Here is a 16325-nt window from a genome sequence, read left to right on the forward strand (position 1 = left end):
CGGGCGCGCGGCCCAAAGAGTGCCGATACGTCTGGACATGCCGGAGGGGCACTCATGAACCGTATCGACGATCTTGCCTTGCTGGTCGGCCGCCTGCTGATGGCGGCGCTGTTTCTGCCCTCGGGCATCCGCAAGGCGACCAATCTTGGCGGAACGGCGCAATATCTCGGCGCGCTCGGCGTGCCATCGCCGGACCTGATGGCGATCGCGGCGGCGGCGACGGAAATCGGCCTGCCGATCCTGCTGGTGCTGGGCGTGGTGCCGCGCCTCACCGCCTTTCTCACCGGCGGCTTCGTGGTGGTGACGGCGCTGATCGCGCATCGCTTCTGGGATGTGGCGGACCCGGCGGCGGCCGCCGGGCAGCAGATCCATTTCCTCAAGAATGCCGCCATCGTCGGCGGCACCATGTTCTATTTCGTGTCCGGCGCCGGCGCCTTCTCGCTCTCCGGCCGCAAGGCGTGACCTAGCCGTCGGCGCCGTAGCTGTGCAGGCTGGCGCCATTGGCGCGCAGCCAGGCTTCGGCGCCCTTGCGCTCGGGAAAAATGCGCTCCACGGCGCGCCAATAGCGCGGGCCGTGGTTCATTTCGAGCCGGTGCGCCACCTCGTGGGCGGCGAGATAATCCAGCACATGGGGCGGGGCGAAGATCAGCCGCCAGGAAAACGACAGGTCGCCCGAGGCGGCGCAGGAGCCCCAGCGGCTCGCCGTGTCGCGCAGGGTGATGGCGCCGATCTCCACCTGGAGCGCGGCGGCGTGGCGCCGCACGGCGGCGGTCAGGTCGGCCCGTGCCTGGCGCTTGAGATAATCGGCGATGCGGCGGGCGATATGGGGCAGGTCGCCGGGCACGCACAGCAGGTGCATGCCGTCCTGCGGGTCGATCTCCAGCGAACAGGTGCCGCGCAGGCTCTCGCGATGGACGATGCGATGGGGAATGCCGCGCACGGGGATGATCTCCCCCGGCGCGAAGGGCACGCGCTGCGGCAGCCGCACGAGGCGCGTGCGCACCCAATCCAGATGGCGCTGCACGAACGCATTGGCGGCCGCGAGCGGCACATGGGGCGGCGCGGTGAGCGTGACGTCGCGCGAGACCGTGCGCACGCGCAAGGTCAGCCGCCGTGCCGTTGGATGCCGCCGCACGCACACCCGCACGGTTTCCCCATCCACCAGCAGATCGATCCATTCGGCGCCGCGCCGCGCCGCCGGCGATGTATCCTGCCTGCGAAACAGCATGGCATTCCGACGATTGGGTGGGCCAGAAGCGGCCGGGAACAAGCTTATCCCCGAATGTGAAAAGATTCGCCGCCGAAACGCTACCCCCCTGCCGCATCAGCGTGGGGGAAAAGCGCAAACGGCCAAAGAGTGGCGCCCCTCCGCGCGCGCCCGCCGCAGGTCGCGGCGGCCGCCGAAGGCGCTCCATCCTAGGTCGGGAACAGCTGGGTCACATTATCGGCACCGGAGCGGTGCGGCGCCGCCGGATGGGCGTCGGCGCGCGGGCGCTCCTGGGTCATGATGAAGTCGGAAATGCGCGGCGCGATCTCCGAGCGGAAGCGCGAGCCGTTGAACACGCCGTAATGGCCGACGCCCGGCTGGAGGTAATGGGCGCGCTTGTCCTGCGGGATGTTGGCGCACAGGCGATGCGCCGCGAGGGTCTGGCCGACGCCGGAAATATCGTCCTTCTCGCCTTCCACCGTCATCAGCGCGACCGTGCGCACCGCTTCCGGCCGCACCAGATGGCCGCGATGGGTCATCTCGCCCTTGGGCAGGGCATGGGTGATGAAGCCCTTTTCAACCGTTTCAAGATAAAAGTCGGCCGAGAGATCCATGACGGCGAGATACTCGTCATAGAATTCGCGATGCTTGCCCGCCGGCTCGCCGTCGCCCTTCACGAGGTTGCGGAACAGCTCGTAATGCGCCTGGACATGGCGGTCGAGGTTCATGCTCATGAAGCCGGTGAGCTGCAGGAACCCCGGATAGACCTGCCGCATGGCGCCGGGATGGGCCCAGGGCACGGTCGTGATGACGTTGCGGCGGAAGAATTCGATGCCCTTGTCCATGGCCAGCCGGTTCACGGCGGTGGGCGCCTCGCGGGTATCGATGGGGCCGCCCATGAGGATCATGGAGCGCGGCGCGTTGGGGTCCTGCTCGTCTTCCATGCGCGCCACCGCCATCAGCACCGGCACGGCCGGCTGGCACACGGCGAGCACGTGGCAGTCGCCGCCGAAGCTGCGGAAGATGGAGATCAGATAGTCCACGTAATCGTCGAGGCCGAAGCGGCCTTCCGCCAGCGGCACCATTTTGGCGTCCGCCCAGTCGGTGATGTAGACGTCATGGGTGGGCAGGAAGGCTTCCACCGTGCCGCGCAGCAGCGTCGCGTAATGGCCCGACATGGGCGCCACGATCACCAGCTTGGGCTGGGGGCGGCGCGGGGGATATTCGAACGCGCGCGAGAAATGCAGCAGCCGGCAGAACGGGCGGCTCCACACCGGGTTGATATGGACCGGCACCTTCATGCCGCTGACCATGGTATGGGTGATGCCCCATTCCGGCTTGCCGTAGCGGCGGGTGGTGCGCTCGAACAGTTCGAAGCCCGCCGCCATCGACTTTCCGGCGGTGGTGTGGGACGCGGGATTCATGGGATTGGCGAAGAACATGCGGCTGGCATCGGCGAGCGCCCGCGACGGGTTGAGCGCCGCGTGTGTCATCTCGTACATCCAGTACAAGGGCGCGGACAGACTGGTCCCATTCACGGATGGCTGGCGCGCGGCGCCGCCAAATTCACCGATAGCCATGGTCGTCCCTCAGGTTCTTTATTATCGCAGGAGAGTGTGGCCGGGTTTTCGAGCGGTCAATCTCGACAAAAGGTCTACTCAAGGGTTGACCCATGTCATCCACCATTATGCTTGCGCGAGCCTAACGATATCCTGACGTCACACAGAGAACCCGGCATGCAATATGGATCGGCGACCTTCCCGTATGGCAGATCCTTCGGACTGCGGCTCGACACGCTGATTCGTCTGCGCTGGCTCGCGGTCGCCGGGCAGCTGCTGGCGCTGCTCGTGGTCCATGGCCTGCTGGGATTTCCGGTTCCGCTCATTTCCTGCCTCTTGGTGGTGTCGCTTTCCGCATTGGTCAACCTTCTGCTGCGGGTTCGGTTCCCCATCGCTCGCCGGCTGGAGGATGCCGCCGCCGGCCCCCTGCTCGCCTATGACGTGCTTCAGCTCACCGGCCTGCTCTATCTGACGGGCGGGCTGAACAATCCCTTCGCCCTGCTCTATCTGGCGCCGGTGACCATCTCCGCCACCGCCTTGTCCTGGAGCACCACGGTGGCGCTGGGCGTGCTGGCCATGGGTTGCGCCGGCGCGGTGGGGCTGTGGCACCAGCCGCTGCCCTGGTCCGGGCCCGACGCCCCGGCCCTGCCGGACCTGTACCTGGCGGGAACCTGGGTCTCCATCGCCGTGTCCATCGGCTTCATCGGCCTGCATTCCTGGCGGGTCACGGAGGAGGCGCGAGAACTCGCCGACGCGCTCGCGGCGACCGAGCTGGTGCTGGCGCGCGAGCAGCATCTCTCCCAGCTCGACGGCCTCGCCGCCGCCGCCGCCCACGAGCTGGGCACGCCGCTCGCCACCATTGCCCTGGTGGTGAAGGAGATGGCGCGCGGCACCGCGCCCGACCATCCCATGGCCGAGGACATCGCCCTGCTGCGCGACCAGGTGCAGCGCTGCCGCGACATCCTCCAGACCCTGACCTCGCTCGGCTCGGGCGACGCCCCGTTCGACCGCATGCCATTGTCGCTGCTGCTGGAGGAAGTGGTGGGCCCGCACCGCGACTTCGGCATCTTCATTTCCGTCACCCTGCCCGAGGATCGCAGCGCCGAGCCGGTACTGGCGCGCAATCCCGGCCTCATCTATGGGTTGGGAAACTTGGTGGAGAATGCGGTGGACTTCGCGACCGCACGGGTAGAGATCGAGGCGCGCTGGACCACGACGCGCATGGAAATCCTGGTGCGTGACGACGGCCCCGGCTTTTCCCCGGAGGTGAGCGACCGCATCGGCCAGCCCTATGTGACGAGCCGCGCGCGCGACCGCCAGAACAGCGAGGAAGAGAGCGGGCTCGGCCTCGGCTTCTTCATCGCCAAGACGCTGCTGGAGCGCACCGGCGCTGCGCTGGTGGTGGAAAACCGCGCCATGCCGGGGCGCGGCGCGGAGGTGAAGATCTCCTGGTTGCGCAACACCATCGAGATGGATCCCGACGACGCCGGGACAAATACGCGTCCCGCCCCCTATGCTGAAGCCAAGCCGGGCTGAGGCGGCCGCAAGGCCACCCCGTCCCGGACCAGGCGCCGCTGGAAGAACAGGCGCCCAAGAGGTAAACGAGATGATGTCTGAACCCACCTTGCCCGAGATCGAGGGCCCGCGCTCCGTCCTGATCGTCGATGACGACCGTTCGTTCCTCCAGCGCCTCGCCCGCGCGCTCGAAGCCCGCGGCTTCGAGGTCTCCACCGCCGAGAGCGTGGCGGAGGGCCTGTCCCTGGTGGAGAGCGGCGCCCCGGCCTATGCCGTGGTGGACATGCGGCTCGGCGACGGCACCGGGCTCGACGTGATCTCGGCGCTGAAGAAGAAGAGCCCCGGCGCGCGCGCCATCGTGCTCACCGGCTATGGCAACATAGCCACGGCGGTGACAGCGGTGAAGCTCGGCGCGGTGGATTATCTCGCCAAGCCCGCCGATGCGGACGACATCGTCGCCGCCCTCATGGCCAATGCCGACCACAAGCCCTCGCCGCCGGAAAATCCCATGTCCGCCGACCGGGTGCGCTGGGAGCATATCCAGCGGGTCTATGAATTGTGCGGCCGCAACGTCTCGGAGACCGCCCGCCGGCTGTCAATGCACCGTCGCACCTTGCAGCGTATCCTGGCCAAGCGCGCGCCGCGCTGATACGGCCTGTGGTTGCAATCTGATTTTAGGGTTGTAATAAACGGGAACCGGACGCCGGGTCGCGGCGTTTCGGTGTCGGCGGGAAGGTCCCGCGCTTTGTCCGGCCCGTGTCCACGGGACGGCGCCTTCTCATCGATGAAGCGGACAACCGGCGGCATGGCAGGACTTTCCCTCGTTCGCCTGGCCCTTGCGCTCGCCCTCATGGTGGCGGTCCAGGTGCCGTGCGCCGTCCGGGCGCAAAATCTCGACACCTATCGCGGCCGCGCGCCGGCGGTTTTCATCGTCGCGCCGGGCATCGATTCCCCTGTGCTCGCCGCGCAGATGAAAAGCCTGAACGAAGCCGTCGCGGGCGTGCTCGCGCGCGACCTCGTGGTGATCGAGCTGGAGGATCTGACCGACGTGCAGCGCCAGCGCTTCGATGTGCCGCCGGACGCGTTCCAGGTGATCCTGGTGGGGATCGACGGCCACGTGATCCAGCGCTGGGACGCCCCCGTGGCGCCGGCGACCTTGTTCAAGCTGATCGACGAGGCGGGCAAATAGCGCGCGTCCGGCGCCCTTGGTGCGCGCGATTGCCTTTCTTTCACCGGTCGTCGGGACGATTGTCTCCCGCGGCGACGTCAGGCCAGGACTGTCGATCGGTCCTAAAGATCGCTCATGCCGCGCAGTTCGGGATCGTGAAGGGCGGCGAGGCGGCCGGCGGCGGCGCGGGCGAGGCGGATCAGCAGCGCCTTGCGGGTGGCGGCCGGCAGGGGATGGACCGGCGCCGGGCGGATCACCGCCGCGCCGAAGGCATCGCCCACCAGTATGCCCACGTCGGGCGGAAGCAGCTCCTGCGGAAAGTCGACCGTGACGGCGAAATAGAGCCGGTCGCAATGCAGCCGATAGTCGGGCCATTTGGCATCGGCGCGGAAGTCGGCGACGCTGGACTTGATTTCCACGATGCTCACCTCGCCCTTGAGGTCGAGCGCGGCGATGTCCGCGCGCCGGCCGCTGGCGAGGCAGAATTCGGGAATGCCGATCAGCCCCAGCGCCGCGAAATGGCGCAGCACCCCGCGTTGCAGCGCCAGCGCGGTGGGCGACTGGCGCCCGTCCGGCGGGGGAACCGGCAGCGCGCCGGCCGGCCTCACAGGTCGGGCTCCAGCACCAGCCGCTCGCGCGCGGCCTGGCGCGAGCGCAGGCGGGCTTCGCGGGCACGGGCGATGGCGGCGTTGAACTCGCCGCCGAACACGAAGATCGTCGCCGTCAGGTAGAGAAACACCAAAGCGATCATCACCGAGGCGAGCCCGGCATAAGTGGTGACGTAATTGGCCGGGAATTCGGACAGATACATGCCGAATACCGTCGCCGCCACCAGCCAGAGCGTGAGCGTCATGACGATGCCCGGCGTCACCTCGCGCAGCGACCGGCGCCCGGCCGGCAGCCACAGGTGCGCCACCAGAAGGCCGATGATGAGAATGACCGTGGTGGCACCGAACCGGGCGGCGGTGACGATGCCGCTCAGCGGCTGGAGCGCCGGCACGTTATAGATCACCGTACGCCAGATCAGCGGCCCCAGCACCACCAGGAACGACAGCGCCAGCATGCCGGCGGCGCCGATCACCACGAACACGATGGATTCCAGCCGCAGCCGGTACCAGGACCGCGCCTCCTTCACCTGATAGGCCCGGTTGAGGCCGATGCGCAGGCTCTCGATGCCGTTGGAGGAGAAATACAGCGCCAGCACCACGCCGAAGGTGATGACATCGGTGCGCACATGGCTGACCACGCTGCGGATTTCCTGGGCGATGGGCGCCGCCACCTGCTGCGGCCAGGTGTCGAGGATGAGCTGGATGGTCTCGTTCGCGAGCGGCCGCAGATCCAGAAATCCGGCCAGCGCCGTGACGAAGATCAGGAACGGGAACAGCGACATCAGGATCGACAGCGCGATATGGCTCGCGATGGCCCATCCGTCGTCGGCGACGAAGGTCCACACCGCATCCATCACGATTCGGTAGGCGCGCATCACCATCCCGGGGGTCGTCTCCTCTGACAGGGGTTGTCGGCGCGAGGCGCATTCCTCCACAGCGTACACATGATAAGGAGAAGCCCGTCGCAGGGCCATCTGTCCAGAGGTAACTCCCTTTGCCACACATCGATCCGGCCCATCTTCGCCTTGCGGTCCGCGCCACCGTGGCGGCGGCGGTCGCCTTTCTGCTCGCCTGGCTCCTCGGCCTGCCGAAGGGCTATTGGGCGGTGCTCACCGCGATCCTGGTGGTGCAATCCTCCATCGGCGCCAGCCTGGCGGTGGCGGTGGACCGTTGCCTCGGCACCCTGGCCGGCGGCGGCGTCGGCGTGGCGCTGGCGATGATCGCCGGCCCGTCCTGGAGCCTCACCTTCGCGCTGCTCCTGCTCGGCACCTTCCTCTCGGCTTTCCTCGCGGCCCGCAATCCCAGCTTCAAGCTCGCCCCGGTGACGGTGGTGATCGTGATGCTGGCGGATCCCACCCATGCCGAACCCTGGATTTCGGGCCTGGAACGGGTGTTCGAGATCGCGCTCGGCGGGGCGGTGGGCCTGGCCTGTGCGCTGCTGGTCCTGCCGGACAAGGCGCTCGGCTATCTGTTTCCCCATGTGGCGGACGCCCTGGAGGCGAGCGCGGAGCTGCTGGAAGCCGGGGTCTCCGCCCTGCTCGACGGCGGCCTCGATCCGGCGCGCATGGATGCGCTGAACCAGAAGGCGCGCGCCGCCCTGCGCGCGGCGGACGTGCGGGCCGGGGAGGCGCGCCGCGAGCGGCTGGGCCCGTTCAATGCCGCGCCCGATCCCGGCCCCATCGTGCGCGGCGGGCGGCGCCTGTGGCATTCGGTGATCATCCTGCTGCGCGGAGCCGACCGGCCCTTGCCGCCGGCGGTGGCGGACCAGGTGCGGCCCGTCCTCTCGGCGGCGGCGCAGGCGCTCGGGCAGGGCGTGCGCGCCACCGCCGCCGCCCTGCGCGGCGGTCCGGCGGCGGACCTTGCGGCCACCGATGCCGCCGTGGCGGCGCTGGAAGCGGAGATGGAGCGGCTCGGCAGCGCCGGCGCATGGGCCGGCGAGGGGCCGAGCCTGATGCAGCTTTATGCGGCGGCCGCCGGCTGCGCCTATATCCACGACAATCTCACCGAGCTGGCCGCCCGGCTCGCCGAGGCGCGCAAGGACGCCGCCTGAGCGGCGAAGTCGCCCTGGGCCGCAGCGTGAGCGGTGCTGCGCCGTATTAGCCAAATCTCCCGTTGCGTCGCGGCGGTCGCGGGATAATCTGGCAAGAAAATTCCGCACCGCACAACCAGAGGAAATTCCGCCATGTCCAGCAGTGCCGCGCTTCAAGCGCTCGATGCCGCCCCCATCGACGCCGTGGCCCTCGGCCGGACGGCGATCCCTGTGTTGCAGAGCGTGCTCGCGGAAGCTACCTCCCAGGTGCGCGCGCGGGTGAGCGAGGGCGGCAAGCTGTCCTCCAAGCTGCTGGACGCCGAGCAGCGCGCCTCCCACGGCCTCGCCTGGCTCGCGACTTACGTGTTCGGCGTGCGCGAGCTGGTGCATTATGCCGACAGCCTGACCGCGACCGGCCAGTTCGGCGAGACCGAGCGGCTGCTGGTGCAGATCGGCCTTGGGGAATATGTGGCGCAGATCCTCGGCGGCATTCCCATGAGCCAGGGCGAGATCGTGCGGCTGGAGGATCTGTTCCTCGGCCCCGAGACCATCGCCGCTTTGCGCGCCGAGCCGGCCATCGCGGAACTTGCCCGCGCCGGCAACACCGCCGAGAGCCGCGCCGCGCTCGCCGCCATCATCCGCGAGAGCCACAGCGGCACCGTGGGCGAAACCGGCCTCGACGAGACCATGGCGGCCATGCGCACGGAAATCCGCCGCTTCGTCGAGGCGGAGGTGGCCCCGCATGCCCACGAATGGCATTTGAAGAACGCCTATATCCCCATGGAGATCATCCAGGGGCTGGCGGACCTCGGCGTGTTCGGCCTCACCATCCCGGAGGAATACGGCGGCCTCGGCCTCTCCAAGGAGGCCATGTGCGTGGTCACGGAGGAGCTGTCGCGCGGCTATATCGGCGTCGGCTCGCTCGGCACCCGGTCGGAGATCGCGGCCGAGCTGATCCTCGGCGGCGGCACGGAAGAGCAGAAGGCCCATTACCTCCCCAAGCTCGCCTCGGGCGAGATCCTGCCCACGGCGGTCTTCACCGAGCCCAACACCGGCTCGGACCTCGCCTCGCTGCGCACCCGCGCGGTGAAGGAAGGCGAAGGGGAGGGTGCGGTCTACAAGGTCAACGGCAACAAGACCTGGATCACCCATCCCGTCCGCGCCGATCTGATGACGCTGCTGGTGCGCACCAATCCGGCCGAGCCGGGCTATCGCGGCCTCTCCATGCTGCTGGCGGAAAAGCCGCGCGGCACGGACGCGGAGCCGTTCCCCGCCAAGGGCATGACCGGCGGCGAGATCGAGGTCCTCGGCTATCGCGGCATGAAGGAATACGAGATCGGCTTCGACGGCTTCGAGGTGCCGGCGGGCCAATTGCTCGGCGGCGAGGAGGGGCAGGGCTTCAAGCAGCTCATGAACACGTTCGAGGCCGCGCGCATCCAGACCGCCGCGCGCGCCGTGGGCGTCGCCCAGGCGGCCATGGAAACCGCCCTGCGCTATGCCGAGGAGCGCATCCAGTTCGGCAAGCCGCTGATTTCCTTCCCGCGCGTCGCCGACAAGATCGTGATGATGGCGGTGGAGACCATGATCGCCCGTCAGATCACCTATTTCGCCGCTAGAGCCAAGGACGAGGGGCGCCGCACGGATCTGGAAGCCGGCATGTCCAAGCTGCTCGGGGCGCGCGTCGCCTGGGCGGCGGCGGACAATGCCTTGCAGATCCACGGCGGCAACGGCTTCGCGCTGGAGTATCCGGTCTCGCGCCTGCTGTGCGACGCGCGCATCCTCAATATTTTCGAGGGCGCGGCCGAGATCCAGGCCCAGGTCATCGCCCGCCGCCTGCTGGAAGGCGGGAACTGAGCTTTCCGCACGAAAAAGGCGGTCCCGGCTTCGGCCCGGACCGCCTTTTTCATTTCAGAGGACCTGTTGCGGCCTCACGCGCTCGGCAGCGGTGTCGTCACCTTGGCGCCGGCGGCCTCGCGCGCCCACAGATTGATGCCGATGAGGGCACCCATCACGCAGATCGCCACCAGATAATGGGCGTGCGCCATGGGGTCGATCTGGAGCGCCAGCGTCACCAGCAGGGGCGTCAGCCCGCCGAACACCGCATAGGCCACATTGTAGGAGAAGGACACGCCGGAGAACGCCACCGCCGGCGGGAAGATGCGCACCATCACGAACGGCGTGGTGGAGATGATGCCGACGAAGAAGCCGGCCAGCCCGTAGAGCGGCAGCAGAAGGCCCGGTTGCGCGCCCACCAGGGCATAGAGCGCATAGGTCGAGGCGCCGAGCGCGGCGCTGCCGAGGGCGAGCACCCGGCCCGCGCCCAGCCGGTCGCAGGCGAGCCCGGTCAGCACGCAGCCGATGGACAGGGTCAGCGTGGCGAGGCTGTTGGCCGTGAGCGCGTCGGCGGCGCTGATGCCGTAGCGGGTCTGGAGCAGGGTCGGCGTCATCAGGATCACCACCACGATGGCGGCGGAGAGCATCCAGGTGAGCGCCATGGACAGCAGCACCTGCGGCGCATAGCGGCGCATCACCAGCTTCACCGGCAGTTCGGCGGCGAGCGCCTTGCGGGCCTTCATCTCCTTGAAGATGGGGGTCTCTTCCAGCCAGGAGCGCAGATAGACCGCGCAGAAGCCGAACACGCCGCCCAGCAGGAACGGGACGCGCCAGGCCCAGTCGTGGATCTCCGCCGGGCTGAAGCCGCGATTGATGGCGGTGGCCACCAGCGAGCCCAGCAGGATGCCGGAGGTCAGCCCGCAGGTGAGGATGCCGCAGGCCAGGCCCACCCGGCCGGCGGGCACGTGCTCGGACACGAACACCCAGGCGCCCGGCACTTCCCCGCCGATGGCGGCGCCTTGCAGCACCCGCATGGCGAGCAGCAGAACCGGGGCGGCTATGCCGATGCTCTGGTAGCTCGGCAAAAAGGCGATGCCCAGGGTGGAGAGCGCCATCAGGAAGATGGAGAGCGTGAACATGCGCTTGCGGCCGAGCGTGTCGCCGAAATGGGCGAGCACGATGCCGCCCAGCGGGCGCGCCAGATAGCCGGCGGCGAAGATGCCGAACGCCTGCAATTGCACCAGCCAGTCGGGAATGCCGGGCGGAAAGAACAAATGTCCCAGCACGGTGACGAAGAACACGAAGATGATGAAATCGTAGAATTCCAGCGCGCCGCCGAGGGCGGACAGCACCAGGGTGCGGTAATCGGCGGCGTTCAGGCGGCGAGGGGCGGCCGATGCACGGGGGGCGGATGGCTTGGACATGGCGAACTCTTTGCGGCGTCTGGCGCCGGGAATGACGGTGAGTTGACAGCCCTTTGCGCTGCGATGCAGCAATATTCAAGCAGGAAAACGCGCCTTCCGGGTTCTTTGACGCATGGCGGACCCGCGTTTTCGGCAATGTTCGCAAAGCTTGGCCGGTGGCGTGCGCCTCCGCTCCCCCGCTTTCAGCGCCCTTGACGGGGCGCGTTCCGGCCGCGAGGCTCTGCGCCCCTCCGGCCCCTGCGGCCGAGCCGATGGAGTGCCCATGCCCGCCGTTCCGGCCGGAGCCTCTCCGCTCCCGCGCTCTCTCCTGCGCCTTCTCGCCTGCCTCGCGCTGGTGGCGCTGGTGAGCCTCCTCGGCGGGGCCACCACCGCGCCGCAGATCCCCACCTGGTACACGACGCTTTCCAAGCCCGCCTGGACCCCGCCCAACGCCGTCTTTCCCATCGCCTGGACGCTGCTCTACCTCATGATGGCGGTGTGCCTCTGGCGGCTGTGGGACAAGGTGCCGCCTTCGCCGGCGCGGCACCGGGCGATCCTGCTATTCCTGCTGCAACTGGCGCTGAACGCGATCTGGTCGCCGGTGTTCTTCGGCCTTCACGCCATCTGGCCGGGCCTGCTGATCATCCTTACGCTGCTGGTCGCCCTCTTAGCGACGCTGCGCGCCTGCTTCCGGGTGGATGCGCTCGCGGGCTGGCTGCTGGTGCCCTATCTGATATGGGGCTGCTATGCCGCGAGCCTCAACGCCGCGATCGCGGTGCTGAACTAGCAGGCTTGCGCCGCCACGGAGCGCAACAAGCGGTTTCCAACCCGCGCGAACATGCCATAGAATACCCGACATGCTGCATTGGACCATCTATCTGCTCATTCCGCTGGCGCTGGCCAGCGTCGCCGGCGTGCTCGTGCTCGGGCTAGTCAATCTGGCGGCCGGCGGGTCGCCGCAGCGCTCGCAGAAGCTGATGCAATTGCGCGTGCTGTTCCAGTTCCTGGCCATCGTGCTCATCATGATCACCATCTTCGCCATGGGCCGGTGACGGGAGCGCGGATTGGTCAAGCTGAACAAGATCTATACCCGCACGGGTGACGACGGCACGACCGGCCTCGGCACCGGCGAGCGCGTGGCGAAATACGATGCCCGCGTGGAAGCCTATGGCACCGTGGACGAGACCAATGCCGCCATCGGCCTCGTGCGGCTCCATCTGGCGGACGCGGCCGATCTCGACGCCATGTTCGCGCGGATCCAGAACGATTTGTTCGATCTCGGCGCCGACCTGTGCACGCCCGAGCGGCCCGGCGCGCCACCGCCGGCCTATGAGGCACTGCGCATCGTGCCGGCCCAGGTGGAGAAGCTCGAAGCCGATATCGACCGGCTGAACGCGGACCTCGCGCCGCTGCGCTCGTTCGTGCTGCCGGGCGGCACGCCGGCGGCGGCCTATCTCCATCTCGCCCGCACCATCGCGCGCCGCGGCGAGCGGCAGATGGTGGCGCTCGCCCAGGCGCCGGGGGAAAAGGTGGGTCCGGCGGCGATCCAATATATGAACCGCCTCTCCGATCTCCTGTTCGTGGCGAGCCGCTATGTGAACGCCCGCGGCGCCGGCGACGTGCTCTGGGTGCCGGGCGCCAGCCGCTGAGGCCTGAGGCCGGGCGCAGATTCCATCAGCCGGCGGCGGGGCGCAGCGGGCTCGGCGCGCTTTCGGCCTTGGCTGGCACCTTTACCCAGGCTTCGCCGTCCAGCACCAATTCGTCGCCCACCTTGCAGGTGCAGGCGAGGCGCGCGCGGCGCCGCTCGGGGATCAGCTCGGCCACTTCCACCCGCACCACCACCACGTCGCCGATCTTCACCGGCGCGCGGAAGTTCAGCGTCTGGGAAATATAGACCGCGCCCGGCCCCGGCAGGCGGGTGCCCAGCACCGCCGAGATCAGGCTGGCGGTATAGAGGCCGTGGGCGATGCGGGTGCCGAACGGCGTCTTGGCGGCAAAATGCTCGGAGAGATGGATCGGATTGCGGTCGCCGGTCACTTCGGCGAATCCCACCACGTCCGTGGAGACGATGGTTTTATGCAGCTCCTCCGACAGGCCGACGGTGAGGTCCTCGAAATACAGCACGCGCAACTCGGGCAGCATGAACGTCTCCTTAGGTGCCTGCGGTGGAGCCTGCGGACGAGGTTGCCCTCGGCGAGGCGCGCCCTTCTTCCGGGGCGGGCAGGCATAAGGATCGCAAAGCGCGCCGGTTTCAAGCGCGACCATCGGGGGAGAGGCCCGGCGGGCGGCGATCCCTGAGGCCGCCGCCCGGATGTGCTGCGCCGCCCGGAGGCGGCGGGCCGTCACGGCATCACGCGGCCGATATTGTAGATCTGCACGCGGCGGTTCACCGCGGCGTCGGGGTTCTTGGTGTCCTGAAGCGCTTCCTTGCCGAGGCCGACCGCCTGGAGCCGGTTGGGCGCCACGTTGAACACGGTGGTGAGCGCGGCGACGATGGCGTCGGCGCGTTCCTGGCTGAGCTTCAGATTGTATTCGCGCGAACCGACGCCGTCGGTATTGCCCACGACCAGGAATTTGTAGCCCTGGAGAATGGGATTGTGCAGCGCGTCGGCGATCGAGCCCAGGGTCCGGTAGGACGAGGGGAGGATCATCGCCGAGTTGAAGTCGAACTGGATCTGCACCGTGATCTGCGCCAGCTTGTCGAGGCTGAGCACCAGCGGCGGCGGGACGATCTTGTCGCCCGGGAACTTCACCATGTTCTGTTGCGCCTGCTGCTTGAGCAGTTCGGCGCTGATGCCCGGCGCATTGTCGGTCAGGCCCTTCAGGCCGTCGACGATCTGCGCGTTGGAAAGGTCCGTCTGGGCAAGGGCGGGGGTCACCGACAGGGCGAGACCGGCGGCCAGAGCGAGGCGGATCAGAGGCGACGTCATGGTTGTCGTCCTTCTATGAATGGATCTCGGTTATGGGCTCGGCGCGGCGCTCAGCGGAAGCCGGCGTCGGTGATGGTCTGGTTGCAGGCCGGCGAAACCACCTTTGTGGCCTCCAGCAGGCAGGACAGCAGATTGCCGTCGCCCATGACCATGCCCTGGCACAGCCGCGCGGCGTCCGCATTGCAGACCTTGAGGATCGATTGCTGCGCGGCCACGCGCTTCTCGATCGACACCATCACCTTGGCATAGTCCGACTTGCACTGGGCCGAGACCTTGTCGGCCTTCGCGTCCAGGCACTGGCGGATCAATCCATTGCCGAGATTGACGCCCTTGCAGAGGGTTTCGATATCCTTGCCGCAGCTTTGCGCCAGCAGCCCGGCCGCGTCGGCGTAGCTGATGGTCTGCGCGCTTGCGCTCACCACCGAACCTGCCAGCAGAGCGGCCGCCAGCATCACTCGAATGCGCGTCATCATCCGTTCTCCCTTGCCCCTTGGGGAGGATCCGGCTTAGCAGAACCGAAGTGCCCCCAACAGGCCAATCGGAGCCGATTTCAGGCAAGACCGCCAGTTTTTCATGTGGTTGCGGTGCACACGACGGGCCGCGCGTCGGCTCCTATGTGCCCTTACGGAAGTCCGCTTCTGAGCTGCGGCCGATCACCGCCTCCAGTGCGGCGAGGCAATGGGGATCGACGACGGTACCCGCGCCCTGCCGCAAAATGTCGAGCGCCTGCGCCATGGGCATCGCCGCGCGGTAGGGCCGATCGGCGGAAAGGGCATCGAAAATATCCGCCACGGTCAAAATGCGTGTTTCAAGAGCAATTTCATCGCCGCGCAAGCCGAGCGGATAGCCCTTGCCGTCCAGCCGCTCGTGATGGGCCGCGGCGATCGGCGCAAAGGCGCGGAAGGCCGATATGCGGCTGAGGACCTCGCCGGTATAGCTGGCGTGGCGCTCCATGGCGGCGCGTTCGTCGGGCGTCAGCGCCGCCGGCTTGTCGAGAATGAGATTGCTGACCCCGAGCTTGCCGATGTCGTGCAGCAGCGCCATGCGGCGTATCCAGCGGCGGTGCTCCGCGCCGATCCCGAGCTCGGCCGCGATCGCGTTCGAAACCAGGGCCACCCGCTCGCTGTGCCCGGCGGTGAACGGGCTCTTGGCATCGATTACGCTGGCGAAGCCGTGGACGATGTCGTCGAGGAACCGCTCGTCCACGACGGTCACCCGCTGGGCCGGTTCGAGCGCGAACAGATGCTGCGCCAGATCGGGCGCCCGGAGCGCATCCCAGAAGCCCGGATACTGTGCAGCGTCCTCGAAGGCGCGGGTCAGGCTGGGGTCGAACCAGTGACCCGCGCGGCTGCGGACCGCCTCGAGCGCCGCCAAGGGGCCGGCGCCGGCATGGAACACGTCCGCCACCTGGGCGAGGAGCGCGATGCGCGCATAAAGCGGAATCTGCGTGCCCCGCATCCCGCCGGGCAGGCCGCCACCATCCCAATGCTCGTCGAGGGCGGCGATGCCGGCGGCCACCGGCTCGGGAAAGCGCATGCGGCGGGCGATCAGCGCGCCCCGGTGGCACCGGGTCTCGATGAGATCACGGGCCGCGGCCTTGCCGCGCCGCACCACATGGGCCAATTGGGCGACGCGTTGTGCGAGCGGGGCGCCAGCGCCGGTCTGGCCGACGATGAAGGACAGGATTTGCGGCAGGCCGCTGACCTTCTTGAAGCCGCGCTTGAAGGCCAAATCGTCGGCCAGATACAGGTCGCACAGGCGGGCGGCATTGCTGCTGCATCCGAGATCTTTTAGCAGCACCGTATAATACAGCTCCCAGGTGCCTTCGCGCGGCAGATCGATCTGTCGGGCGATGGCAAGGGCGATCCAGCAGGCGCGGACGCAATGGCCCTCCGGCTGGCCCTCCGTAAGGTCCAGGGCGAAGCTCAGGGCGCCGAGCAGTTCGGACAGGGGGATGCCGGCCGCCTCGGGCAGCGGGGTGAGGGTCGGCGCGGGACCCTTGTTCCGCGGCTTAAGGGACTGCATCTGCCGATCTTACCTGAGTGTCGCGCTTTTCAGCATAACGCGGATCGA

The 16325-nt window shown here is 68.2% G+C and carries 18 protein-coding genes; 9 read left to right on the top strand and 9 right to left on the bottom strand.

Features of this window, described 5'->3' with window-relative positions:
- The first annotated feature begins 54 nt into the window (after positions 1–54).
- Positions 55–462, top strand: coding sequence for a DoxX family protein (locus tag V5F84_RS02210; RefSeq protein ID WP_394043218.1), 408 nt, complete (start codon positions 55–57; stop codon positions 460–462).
- 1 nt (position 463) lies between these two features.
- Here V5F84_RS02210 and V5F84_RS02215 read toward each other — a convergent pair whose 3' ends face one another.
- Both V5F84_RS02215 and V5F84_RS02220 read right to left on the bottom strand, forming a co-directional pair.
- Positions 464–1228, bottom strand: coding sequence for a M48 family metallopeptidase (locus tag V5F84_RS02215; protein ID WP_394043219.1), 765 nt, complete (start codon positions 1226–1228; stop codon positions 464–466).
- Positions 1229–1416: 188 nt separating this feature from the next.
- Positions 1417–2787 carry a polyhydroxyalkanoate depolymerase gene (locus V5F84_RS02220; RefSeq protein WP_394043220.1) on the bottom strand — a complete coding sequence of 457 codons (1371 nt, stop codon included), beginning with the start codon at positions 2785–2787 and terminating at the stop codon, positions 1417–1419.
- 156 nt (positions 2788–2943) lie between these two features.
- Here V5F84_RS02220 and V5F84_RS02225 point away from each other — a divergent pair, with 156 nt between their 5' ends.
- The 3 genes from V5F84_RS02225 (at position 2944) to V5F84_RS02235 (ending at position 5470) form a co-directional block, all read left to right on the top strand.
- The gene (locus V5F84_RS02225; protein ID WP_394043221.1) at positions 2944–4302 is read left to right on the top strand and encodes an ActS/PrrB/RegB family redox-sensitive histidine kinase; all 1359 of its coding nucleotides are present in this window, start codon (positions 2944–2946) and stop codon (positions 4300–4302) included.
- Between the two features lie 73 nt (positions 4303–4375).
- A complete protein-coding gene (locus V5F84_RS02230; RefSeq protein WP_394043346.1) occupies positions 4376–4930 on the top strand; it encodes an ActR/PrrA/RegA family redox response regulator transcription factor in 555 nt (184 codons plus the stop codon).
- A 156-nt stretch (positions 4931–5086) separates the two neighbouring features.
- The gene (locus V5F84_RS02235) at positions 5087–5470 is read left to right on the top strand and encodes a DUF4174 domain-containing protein (protein ID WP_394043222.1); all 384 of its coding nucleotides are present in this window, start codon (positions 5087–5089) and stop codon (positions 5468–5470) included.
- A gap of 101 nt (positions 5471–5571) precedes the next feature.
- Here the strand turns inward: V5F84_RS02235 and V5F84_RS02240 are convergent, their stop codons facing one another.
- Complete coding sequence (locus V5F84_RS02240) at positions 5572–6057, bottom strand: MmcB family DNA repair protein (RefSeq protein ID WP_394043223.1); 486 nt, start codon at positions 6055–6057, stop codon at positions 5572–5574.
- Positions 6054–6938, bottom strand: coding sequence for a YihY/virulence factor BrkB family protein (locus V5F84_RS02245; RefSeq protein WP_394043224.1), 885 nt, complete (start codon positions 6936–6938; stop codon positions 6054–6056). The genes V5F84_RS02240 and V5F84_RS02245 overlap by 4 nt, the downstream gene beginning before the upstream one ends.
- Positions 6939–7051: 113 nt before the next feature.
- Here V5F84_RS02245 and V5F84_RS02250 point away from each other — a divergent pair, with 113 nt between their 5' ends.
- A complete protein-coding gene (locus V5F84_RS02250) occupies positions 7052–8107 on the top strand; it encodes an FUSC family protein (RefSeq protein WP_394043225.1) in 1056 nt (351 codons plus the stop codon).
- 132 nt (positions 8108–8239) lie between these two features.
- A complete protein-coding gene (locus V5F84_RS02255; RefSeq protein WP_394043226.1) occupies positions 8240–9940 on the top strand; it encodes an acyl-CoA dehydrogenase family protein in 1701 nt (566 codons plus the stop codon).
- Between the two features lie 74 nt (positions 9941–10014).
- Here V5F84_RS02255 and V5F84_RS02260 read toward each other — a convergent pair whose 3' ends face one another.
- Positions 10015–11343, bottom strand: coding sequence for an MFS transporter (locus V5F84_RS02260; RefSeq protein ID WP_394043227.1), 1329 nt, complete (start codon positions 11341–11343; stop codon positions 10015–10017).
- A gap of 262 nt (positions 11344–11605) precedes the next feature.
- On the opposite strand from V5F84_RS02260, the gene V5F84_RS02265 reads away from it, so the two are divergent.
- The 3 genes from V5F84_RS02265 to V5F84_RS02275 all read left to right on the top strand — a co-directional run bounded on the left by V5F84_RS02265 (position 11606) and on the right by V5F84_RS02275 (position 12971).
- Positions 11606–12109, top strand: coding sequence for a TspO/MBR family protein (locus tag V5F84_RS02265; protein WP_394043228.1), 504 nt, complete (start codon positions 11606–11608; stop codon positions 12107–12109).
- 70 nt (positions 12110–12179) lie between these two features.
- Positions 12180–12374, top strand: a complete 195-nt coding sequence (locus V5F84_RS02270) for a twin transmembrane helix small protein (RefSeq protein ID WP_394043229.1) — start codon at positions 12180–12182, stop codon at positions 12372–12374.
- Positions 12375–12386: 12 nt separating this feature from the next.
- A complete protein-coding gene (locus tag V5F84_RS02275) occupies positions 12387–12971 on the top strand; it encodes a cob(I)yrinic acid a,c-diamide adenosyltransferase (protein WP_394043230.1) in 585 nt (194 codons plus the stop codon).
- A gap of 25 nt (positions 12972–12996) precedes the next feature.
- Here V5F84_RS02275 and croR read toward each other — a convergent pair whose 3' ends face one another.
- The 4 genes from croR to V5F84_RS02295 form a co-directional block, all read right to left on the bottom strand.
- Complete coding sequence (gene croR, locus V5F84_RS02280; protein WP_394043231.1) at positions 12997–13464, bottom strand: 3-hydroxybutyryl-CoA dehydratase; 468 nt, start codon at positions 13462–13464, stop codon at positions 12997–12999.
- A gap of 200 nt (positions 13465–13664) precedes the next feature.
- Positions 13665–14252: an OmpA family protein gene (locus V5F84_RS02285; RefSeq protein WP_394043232.1), complete on the bottom strand. Its 588-nt coding sequence runs from the start codon at positions 14250–14252 to the stop codon at positions 13665–13667.
- 50 nt (positions 14253–14302) lie between these two features.
- A complete protein-coding gene (locus V5F84_RS02290) occupies positions 14303–14722 on the bottom strand; it encodes a hypothetical protein (RefSeq protein WP_394043233.1) in 420 nt (139 codons plus the stop codon).
- A gap of 142 nt (positions 14723–14864) precedes the next feature.
- Positions 14865–16277 (bottom strand): HD-GYP domain-containing protein, encoded by a 1413-nt coding sequence (locus V5F84_RS02295; RefSeq protein WP_394043234.1) that lies wholly within the window; start codon positions 16275–16277, stop codon positions 14865–14867.
- Positions 16278–16325: the final 48 nt, after the last annotated feature.

The sequence above is a fragment of the Roseixanthobacter liquoris genome, from assembly GCF_043195135.2.
Classification (GTDB): domain Bacteria; phylum Pseudomonadota; class Alphaproteobacteria; order Rhizobiales; family Xanthobacteraceae; genus NCEH01.

Bases quoted from the DNA above. Each gene is read 5' to 3' on its own strand.
- V5F84_RS02210 (WP_394043218.1), top strand. From the start codon at position 55: ATGAACCGTATCGACGATCTTGCCTTGCTGGTCGGCCGCCTGCTGATG.
- V5F84_RS02215 (WP_394043219.1), bottom strand. From the start codon at position 1,228: ATGCTGTTTCGCAGGCAGGATACATCGCCGGCGGCGCGGCGCGGCGCC.
- V5F84_RS02220 (WP_394043220.1), bottom strand. From the start codon at position 2,787: ATGGCTATCGGTGAATTTGGCGGCGCCGCGCGCCAGCCATCCGTGAAT.
- V5F84_RS02225 (WP_394043221.1), top strand. From the start codon at position 2,944: ATGCAATATGGATCGGCGACCTTCCCGTATGGCAGATCCTTCGGACTG.
- V5F84_RS02230 (WP_394043346.1), top strand. From the start codon at position 4,376: ATGTCTGAACCCACCTTGCCCGAGATCGAGGGCCCGCGCTCCGTCCTG.
- V5F84_RS02235 (WP_394043222.1), top strand. From the start codon at position 5,087: ATGGCAGGACTTTCCCTCGTTCGCCTGGCCCTTGCGCTCGCCCTCATG.
- V5F84_RS02245 (WP_394043224.1), bottom strand. From the start codon at position 6,938: ATGGTGATGCGCGCCTACCGAATCGTGATGGATGCGGTGTGGACCTTC.
- V5F84_RS02255 (WP_394043226.1), top strand. From the start codon at position 8,240: ATGTCCAGCAGTGCCGCGCTTCAAGCGCTCGATGCCGCCCCCATCGAC.
- V5F84_RS02260 (WP_394043227.1), bottom strand. From the start codon at position 11,343: ATGTCCAAGCCATCCGCCCCCCGTGCATCGGCCGCCCCTCGCCGCCTG.
- V5F84_RS02265 (WP_394043228.1), top strand. From the start codon at position 11,606: ATGCCCGCCGTTCCGGCCGGAGCCTCTCCGCTCCCGCGCTCTCTCCTG.
- V5F84_RS02270 (WP_394043229.1), top strand. From the start codon at position 12,180: ATGCTGCATTGGACCATCTATCTGCTCATTCCGCTGGCGCTGGCCAGC.
- croR (WP_394043231.1), bottom strand. From the start codon at position 13,464: ATGCTGCCCGAGTTGCGCGTGCTGTATTTCGAGGACCTCACCGTCGGC.
- V5F84_RS02285 (WP_394043232.1), bottom strand. From the start codon at position 14,252: ATGACGTCGCCTCTGATCCGCCTCGCTCTGGCCGCCGGTCTCGCCCTG.
- V5F84_RS02290 (WP_394043233.1), bottom strand. From the start codon at position 14,722: ATGACGCGCATTCGAGTGATGCTGGCGGCCGCTCTGCTGGCAGGTTCG.
- V5F84_RS02295 (WP_394043234.1), bottom strand. From the start codon at position 16,277: ATGCAGTCCCTTAAGCCGCGGAACAAGGGTCCCGCGCCGACCCTCACC.